The sequence below is a fragment of the Neobacillus sp. C211 genome (assembly GCF_051842875.1).
Lineage (GTDB): Bacteria > Bacillota > Bacilli > Bacillales > Cytobacillaceae > Neobacillus.
Genome location: NZ_JBPXRO010000010.1, coordinates 158,611 through 165,414 on the forward strand (window position 1 = coordinate 158,611; position 6,804 = coordinate 165,414).

General features: G+C 38.2%; 7 protein-coding genes and 1 pseudogene. 5 read left to right on the forward strand and 3 right to left on the reverse strand.

Translation table 11 applies throughout. From position 1 onward, the window contains the following. Positions 1-165 precede the first annotated feature (165 nt). The 4 genes and pseudogenes from ACSU6B_RS11895 (at position 166) to ACSU6B_RS11910 (ending at position 3,194) form a co-directional block, all read left to right on the forward strand. Positions 166-975, forward strand: a complete 810-nt coding sequence (locus tag ACSU6B_RS11895) for a metal ABC transporter ATP-binding protein (protein ID WP_410885422.1) — start codon at positions 166-168, stop codon at positions 973-975. An 11-nt stretch (positions 976-986) separates the two neighbouring features. Further along, a complete protein-coding gene (locus tag ACSU6B_RS11900) occupies positions 987-1,832 on the forward strand; it encodes a metal ABC transporter permease (RefSeq protein WP_410885424.1) in 846 nt (281 codons plus the stop codon). 63 nt (positions 1,833-1,895) lie between these two features. After that, entirely contained in the window at positions 1,896-2,813 is a 918-nt protein-coding gene (locus tag ACSU6B_RS11905; RefSeq protein WP_410885426.1) for a metal ABC transporter solute-binding protein, Zn/Mn family, read from the forward strand. 69 nt (positions 2,814-2,882) lie between these two features. Continuing rightward, a pseudogene (locus ACSU6B_RS11910) lies at positions 2,883-3,194 on the forward strand (Fur family transcriptional regulator). A gap of 426 nt (positions 3,195-3,620) precedes the next feature. Here the strand turns inward: ACSU6B_RS11910 and ACSU6B_RS11915 are convergent. From ACSU6B_RS11915 to ACSU6B_RS11925, 3 genes are all read right to left on the reverse strand, one after another. Then, positions 3,621-4,343, reverse strand: coding sequence for an amino acid ABC transporter ATP-binding protein (locus ACSU6B_RS11915; protein ID WP_214715245.1), 723 nt, complete (start codon positions 4,341-4,343; stop codon positions 3,621-3,623). Next, the gene (locus ACSU6B_RS11920; RefSeq protein WP_215002834.1) at positions 4,340-4,996 is read right to left on the reverse strand and encodes an amino acid ABC transporter permease; all 657 of its coding nucleotides are present in this window, start codon (positions 4,994-4,996) and stop codon (positions 4,340-4,342) included. Before ACSU6B_RS11920 ends, ACSU6B_RS11915 begins: the two co-directional genes overlap by 4 nt. A 98-nt stretch (positions 4,997-5,094) precedes the next feature. Next, positions 5,095-5,916 carry a basic amino acid ABC transporter substrate-binding protein gene (locus tag ACSU6B_RS11925; RefSeq protein WP_410885429.1) on the reverse strand — a complete coding sequence of 274 codons (822 nt, stop codon included), beginning with the start codon at positions 5,914-5,916 and terminating at the stop codon, positions 5,095-5,097. Positions 5,917-6,235: 319 nt separating this feature from the next. On the opposite strand from ACSU6B_RS11925, the gene ACSU6B_RS11930 reads away from it, so the two are divergent. Beyond that, positions 6,236-6,619: a hypothetical protein gene (locus tag ACSU6B_RS11930; RefSeq protein ID WP_215002830.1), complete on the forward strand. Its 384-nt coding sequence runs from the start codon at positions 6,236-6,238 to the stop codon at positions 6,617-6,619. Positions 6,620-6,804 lie beyond the last annotated feature (185 nt).

Here is a 6,804-nt window from a genome sequence, read left to right on the forward strand (position 1 = left end):
TGTTTTTTGTGAACCACAAAAAGGATATCATCTGGGTTGGATTCTTTTCAGAAAATGTTGACAATCTAATTCGTAATCATTATTATTATTAAAGTGTAAATCGTAATCGTTACGAATAACTTTTATTGTAATCTTTGAATCTAGTGTTTGAAAGGAATGGATTAAGTGAAAAATGCAATTACACTTAATAACGTGAATGTCCACCTTGGAGGAGAATGGATTCTTCGAAATTTGTCATTCAACGTGGCCTTTGGAGAATTTATGGGAATTATCGGTCCAAATGGAGCAGGTAAGACAACATTACTGCGGGTGTTATTAGGAATGATTCAACCACAGGATGGAACGGTGGAAGTAGGTGGGAAAAATATTAAGTCTGCGGGATCTTCTTTGATTGGGTACGTTCCTCAATCGCGTCAGATTGATCCGGAAACTCCCATTCAGGGGAGAGATTTTGTAAGCTTTGGATTGCCGCATAAATATAGGCCATGGCTAACAAAGCAAGACCGTATACTGGTAGAAGAGGCCTTACATTTGACAGATTCAGAAAAATATGCAGATAAACCACTTGGTAAACTTTCAGGTGGCGAGAAACAACGACTGTTTTTAGCACAAGCACTACTTCGAGACCCCAAGGTGTTATTACTCGATGAACCGACCTCTAACCTTGATCCTGGTGCTCAAGAAAACCTTGCAGCTGTCGTAGAACGAGTCAACCGAGAACGTGGAATCAGTGTAGTATTTGTAAGTCATGATGTGAATTTAATCTCTAAATATGCGCATCAGATCTTGTACTTAACACGAGAAAAATATGTAAAAGGAACAGTTGAAGATGTGATGCAACCTGATGTATTAACGAAGTTATATGGTGTACCGGTTGAAGTGACGAGGTCAGGTGCAAAGATTCTGATGTCCTCTCCTAATCTAATGGAACCTGTTACGCCCATCTGCGTTCATTCACATTCGGAAGTTTCATAGGAGGTAAATAAATGTTTCAATATGATTTTATGCAACATGCTTTTGTAGCGGGTACGTTGGTTGCGGTCATGTGCGGTGTAATTGGGGTCTATGTCATTGCAAGAGGCGTATCATTCATTGCCCACATGTTCTCAGAAATTGGATTCGCAGGAGCGTCGTTCGCAATTTATATGGGTTGGAACCCATTAAACGGTTTACTGCTTTTTACCACTGCTAGTGCATTGGCAATTGGGCAATTGGGTACTAAAGTGTTCCGAAGAGATCTCTCCATAAATGTAATAATAAGTATTTTTCTTGGACTTGGACTGCTTTTCTTATCCTTATCCACAAAGAATGCTTCAGCTGCATTTTCTATTCTCTTTGGTAGTGTGTTAAGTATCAGCACCCAGCAAGTTTTAGAGGTCTTAGGTTTATCCATCGGGGTATTGGTTTTGCTTTTAATAGGGTTTAAGATGTTAACCTTTGACTCCTTTGATCCTGTGGGGGCTGAGGCTGCAGGTTTGCCTGTTCGAGGAATTTCAATTTCCTTCTTGCTCATTCTCTCGATTGCAGTGGTTGGCGCTGTACAAATTGTAGGTGCCCTTCTTGTATTCACCCTGATGACCACGCCCGCAGCAGCAGCTCGTCATTTAAGCCAAAAGGTATCTCGTATGATACTGTATTCTGTTCTCCTTGCTGTTGTCGGTTTATGGTTGGGATTAGTAATTGGATATTATACGAATCTACCAGTTAGTTTCTTTATTACCGCTATACAAGCAATTTTTTATTTTGCTGCACTAGGTTGGAGGAACTACCGTGAGCGAATACGGACAAAAGGGTCTTTAGATAAAACCAGTACAAAGTCTTTTGCATCTTAATCAATTTAATTATGGAATAAATATTTAAAATAGAGGAGAAATCTTAAAATGGAAAACAAAATCATGCGAAAAAAATGGTACTCACTTTTAGCTGTAGGATGTTCTGCTTCCCTTCTACTTCTGTCAGGCTGTGCTGATACTTCAAAAACAACAACTTCGGCACCAGCTAATACCGATAATAAAATCAAAATCGTGGCTGCCGAGAATTTTTACGGGGAAGTAGCAAAAGTTGTGGGCGGAAATCGTGTAGAAGTCACGTCGATATTGGATAATCCTGACGTCGATCCACATGATTATGAACCTACTGCTGATACATCTAAATTAGTCAATGATGCACAAGTAATCGTGTATAATGGAGCTGGCTATGATGCGTGGATGGATAAGGTGATCAAATCTTCATCTTCTGCCAATTCAAAATCTTCAATCCTAGTAGCTGAGGACATCATGGGAGTAAAAGAAGGAGAAAATGAACACGTTTGGTATGACCCAACAACCATGCCTAAATTAGCAATCAAAATAGCAGATGATTTATCCAAACTGGATCCAACTCATAAAGAAGATTTCAATCAAAGAGCACAATCTTATATAAAATCGCTTGACCCATTAAAGGAGAAAGTTCAAGAACTGAAGCAACAATCTGCAACTAATATTGATGTTTCTGAACCAGTATTTGACTATATGGCTAAAGCTTTAAACTTAAAGATTAATAATTCAAAGTTTGCTAGAGCAATCGATGAAGGTACAGATCCTGCTCCATCGGATATTGCAGCTTTACAAAACGATTTAAAAGGAAAGAAAGTTAAATTACTTGTCCATAATACTCAAAATTCAACTCCAGTGGTAGATAATATAGTTAATCTTGCAAATTCCAACAGTATACCAATTGTAAAGGTAACCGAGACTGAGCCAAAAGGGAAAAATTATCTGCAATGGATGATGGATCAACTGGACGATGTTGCTAAAGTAATAGAAAGTAAGTAACTTAGAGATGGTTAAATGAATGCGAAAGGCGCTCTACAATTGTTAAAGGCAAAGGGTTATAAATAATATGTGTCTGCAAAGGAAGTATTTGGAGTTATGCAAAAAGAATATCCAAATCTAAGCTTTGACACCATTTACAGAAATCTATCCTTATTTGAGGAAGTTGGGATATTAGAATCGACAGAATTTAAAGGAGAAAGGCTTTTTCGATTTGCTTGTTCCGATGAATACTAGCATCATCATATTATTATTTGCATAAAATGCCGGAGAACGATATCCTTTGTAGAATGTCCTATGAAAAACATATTTAATGTACCCAAAGGATTTGAAATCACTGGACATAAATTTGAAATTTATGGTTATTGTGAAGATTGTGCTTAGTAGATAAAACCTTTTCGATCAAATAGGTGTGCGTGACCACCTCTCGAGCTTTCATACCACCGTACGTTCTTACAGTAATGCCATTATTAGGATAGAATTTCATAACGATCGTAAAGACTTTCAGCCCTCCTTGACTCAAGTATGAGTTATCGAGGTTTTTTTAGGATCGAGCTATAGAAGATTTCGCTCTCTTTGGGGTAGCTCCAACATTTTGACATAAAACCCACGGTAAGACAATAAATGGAAATTGAAAGCTGATTTATCCAACTCTAAGGAAAAATCAGCCTAATCTTTATATCTTTAATAGACGCAATTCATTTGAAGGTACCTTTTTTACATCAGATGTATATTCTCCTAACAAATTAATGTGTTCCCAACCTAATGGAGAAATGTGAGGTAATAACTCCTCTTTTAATAGTCCCTTTGTTATAAAACCTTACTTAAAAACGCCTTTGTCCGTTCTTCCTTCGGATGATCAAATAATTCGTTAGGAACATTTTCTTCGACAATCAATCCGCCATCCATAAATATAACCCGATCGCCAACTTCTTTGGCAAAGCCCATTTCATGTGTCACAACCACCATCGTCATTCCTTCTTTAGCTAGGTCCTTCATAACCTCAAGTACCTCGCCAACCATTTCAGGGTCGAGTGCAGACGTTGGTTCATCAAAAAGCATGATTTTCGGCTCCATTGCAAGCGCCCTAGCAATCGCAACCCGCTGCTTTTGCCCACCTGATAAAGAATCGGGATAGGCATCTGCCTTATCCTCTAATCCAACTTTCCGTAAAAGTTCCAAACCCTTAGCTCTCGCTTTTTCCTTTGGAATATTTCTTACTTTCATTGGTGCAAGCATTATATTTTCAATCACTTTTTTATGCGGAAAAAGATTGAATTGCTGAAAAACCATTCCCACTTCTGTACGTACTTTATTGATATCTGTTTTTTTGTCCGTCAAATCGATTCCTTCAATTAAGACATGACCACCGGTAATCGTTTCTAGCATATTTATGCAGCGAAGAAATGTTGATTTTCCGGAACCCGAAGGTCCAATTACCACGACTACTTCTTGATTCTTGACTGTAACATTGATGTCCTTGAGGACTTCGTTTTTGCCAAAGGATTTTTTTAAATTCTTTACCTGAATCATTCGGTTGCCAACCTCCTTTCAAGAAGATTTAGCAGGAAGCTTAAAGAAAGTGTTAACACAAGATAAATAACTGCAGCCGCAAGATACGGTTCCCAGACTCGGAAATACTGTCCCTGCATGGCTCGTCCCCAATACATAAGTTCAGGGGCTGCAATAAGAGCCGCCAGCGATGACTCTTTTATTAAGACGATAAATTCATTTCCAAGCGGTGGAATCATTCGTTTAAAGGATTGCGGGAGGATAATATACCGCATAGCTTGTACATGATTCATCCCTAAAGAACGAGCTGCCTCCATCTGGCCCCGATCAATCGATTGAATTCCCGCGCGGAAGATTTCAGCGATATATGCCGCAGCGTTTAATGATAGTGTAAGAATTGCAGCTAAAATAGGACTTGTTTTTCCAAGAAAAAGGGGTACGACTGCAAAATGGATTAATAATATTTGAACAAGTAATGGTGTACCTCGAAAAAAGGTAATGTAAATGGTAAAAGGCCAGGCGAGGAGCTTATTTTTCATTATTTTCCCTAATCCGATGAATAAGCCAAGAATGGTACCAATCAAAATGCTTGCGATTGAAAGCCCAATGGTTAATATTGTTCCTTTAAGAAAAAAAGGAGCATATTCAACTAAAATATCCCAACGAAAATCCATACTTTAATCCCCCTATTAAACAACAAGCTAATTATCGAATCTAACTAGCAAAAATTGCGTAACTGCTAAGTAAGAGTTACGCAATTTAATAAGCAATATTACTGCTGATCCTTTAAGATCTGGGTATCTGGTTCTACTTTAAACCACTTCTTGTATACATCTGCATACGTTCCGTTATCAATAACCGCTTTTACAGCTTTATCAAAGTCTGCTTTAATCTTGCTTCCCTTTGGAAACATTAATCCGTAAAATTCCTTAGCAAAAGCACCTGAATCTTCAATGACAACAAAATTATCTTTCGGGTTGTTTTTTGCATATTGCTCGATAACTGTGTTATCAGCAACTACAGCATCTGCTCCGCCGCTTTTTAGTTCTAAGATTGCTAGGTTATTATTTTCAAACTTTTTGATTTTATCGCTATTTTTTCCTAAAAGACCTTCAACTGCTTCTTGTCCAGTTGTTGCATTTTGAACGGCTACCGTTTTATTATTTTTTAAATCTGCTGCACTCTTAATATCACTATCTTTTGGAACTAAGATTTTATTGGTTGATAAAAAGTAAGGTACTGAAAAATCATAGGTTTGTTTTCTTTCATCGTTGATGGTGATGGCGGAAAGTCCAATGTCAGCGATTTTCTTATCTAATTCAACAAAAATTGGATCCCAGCCAACATGCTCCACCTTAATTTTATAACCAGCTTCTTTTGCCACTGCATTGATAAAATCGATATCAAAACCGACAACTTCCCCTTTATCCTGGTATTCAAACGGTGCATAGGCGGCATCTGTTACCACACGCAATGTCTTCTTTTCCCCGTCTCCCCCAGTTGTTGTGCTTGTACCCTTACTCGTTCCACAAGCTGAAAGAACTAAGAGTAGTGCTGCCATTAATACAGTTGAAAATAGTTTAAATTTCTTCATTTGTTCAGACCTCCAATGTTTTTTTATAAAAGTAATTATTGTAAGAATTGATAATATTCCGAATATACATGATTATACCCTGTTTTGATTTTATATTCAATATTTTAAATATTTTACTATATTAATACTGTAATAACCTGAAGTGTTTAGCATCGTAGAATAATAACTTCTTTTATTTCCATCTATTACTCCTGGATATCCTCCTTTTTACATTGCATATTCTTTTTCTTGAGATGACTTTGTCATGGGCATTCGCCGATACACCTCCTATACACCTACATAATCTATAGGGTATTTACCACATAAGGAGAGATGCCCAATGAATCCGTATGGTTATTATCAAATGCCACAAATGCCGGTTGATTATAATGCCTATGTACAACCAGAACAAATGAATTACTATGGTCAACCAGAACAATTTATTTCCTATGATCAACAAGAGCAAATGAATCCCTATGCTCCAGCAGAGCCATTTAATCCCTATCTTCAACCTGAACAATATGACCCAGCAAGGCAGCCACAGCAGGTTGAGCGCAGACTGAATCAACTGGAGAGGGCGAATGAGCGTCAAGAAAGGGAGATCAATCAACTACAACGCCAAGTAGCCCAAATCGACCGTAGACTCCAACGCGTGAATCAACGCCTTCGTGCAGTTGAAAGAAGATTTAATTTCCCATTCACACCATTTGATGGCGAATACTAAGAGAAACTTTAAGGACCGGGCATGCGCCCGGTTCAGATTGTCGAGAAAGGGTATTTTTCTCGGCAATTTTTTATTCTCAGCATTTAATTATTCATTGTACCTGCTATTGGGCCTGTTGATTTCCGCTCTAGGCACTTCGCTTTCCGCGGGCGGTCCGGGGAGCCTCCTCGGCGCTAGCGCCTCCT

Excerpts from the sequence above, each read along its gene's own strand:
- ACSU6B_RS11930 (WP_215002830.1), top strand. The coding sequence starts at position 6,236 with ATGAATCCGTATGGTTATTATCAAATGCCACAAATGCCGGTTGATTAT.
- ACSU6B_RS11920 (WP_215002834.1), bottom strand. The coding sequence starts at position 4,996 with ATGGATTTTCGTTGGGATATTTTAGTTGAATATGCTCCTTTTTTTCTT.
- ACSU6B_RS11925 (WP_410885429.1), bottom strand. The coding sequence starts at position 5,916 with ATGAAGAAATTTAAACTATTTTCAACTGTATTAATGGCAGCACTACTC.
- ACSU6B_RS11900 (WP_410885424.1), top strand. The coding sequence starts at position 987 with ATGTTTCAATATGATTTTATGCAACATGCTTTTGTAGCGGGTACGTTG.
- ACSU6B_RS11915 (WP_214715245.1), bottom strand. The coding sequence starts at position 4,343 with ATGATTCAGGTAAAGAATTTAAAAAAATCCTTTGGCAAAAACGAAGTC.
- ACSU6B_RS11905 (WP_410885426.1), top strand. The coding sequence starts at position 1,896 with ATGCGAAAAAAATGGTACTCACTTTTAGCTGTAGGATGTTCTGCTTCC.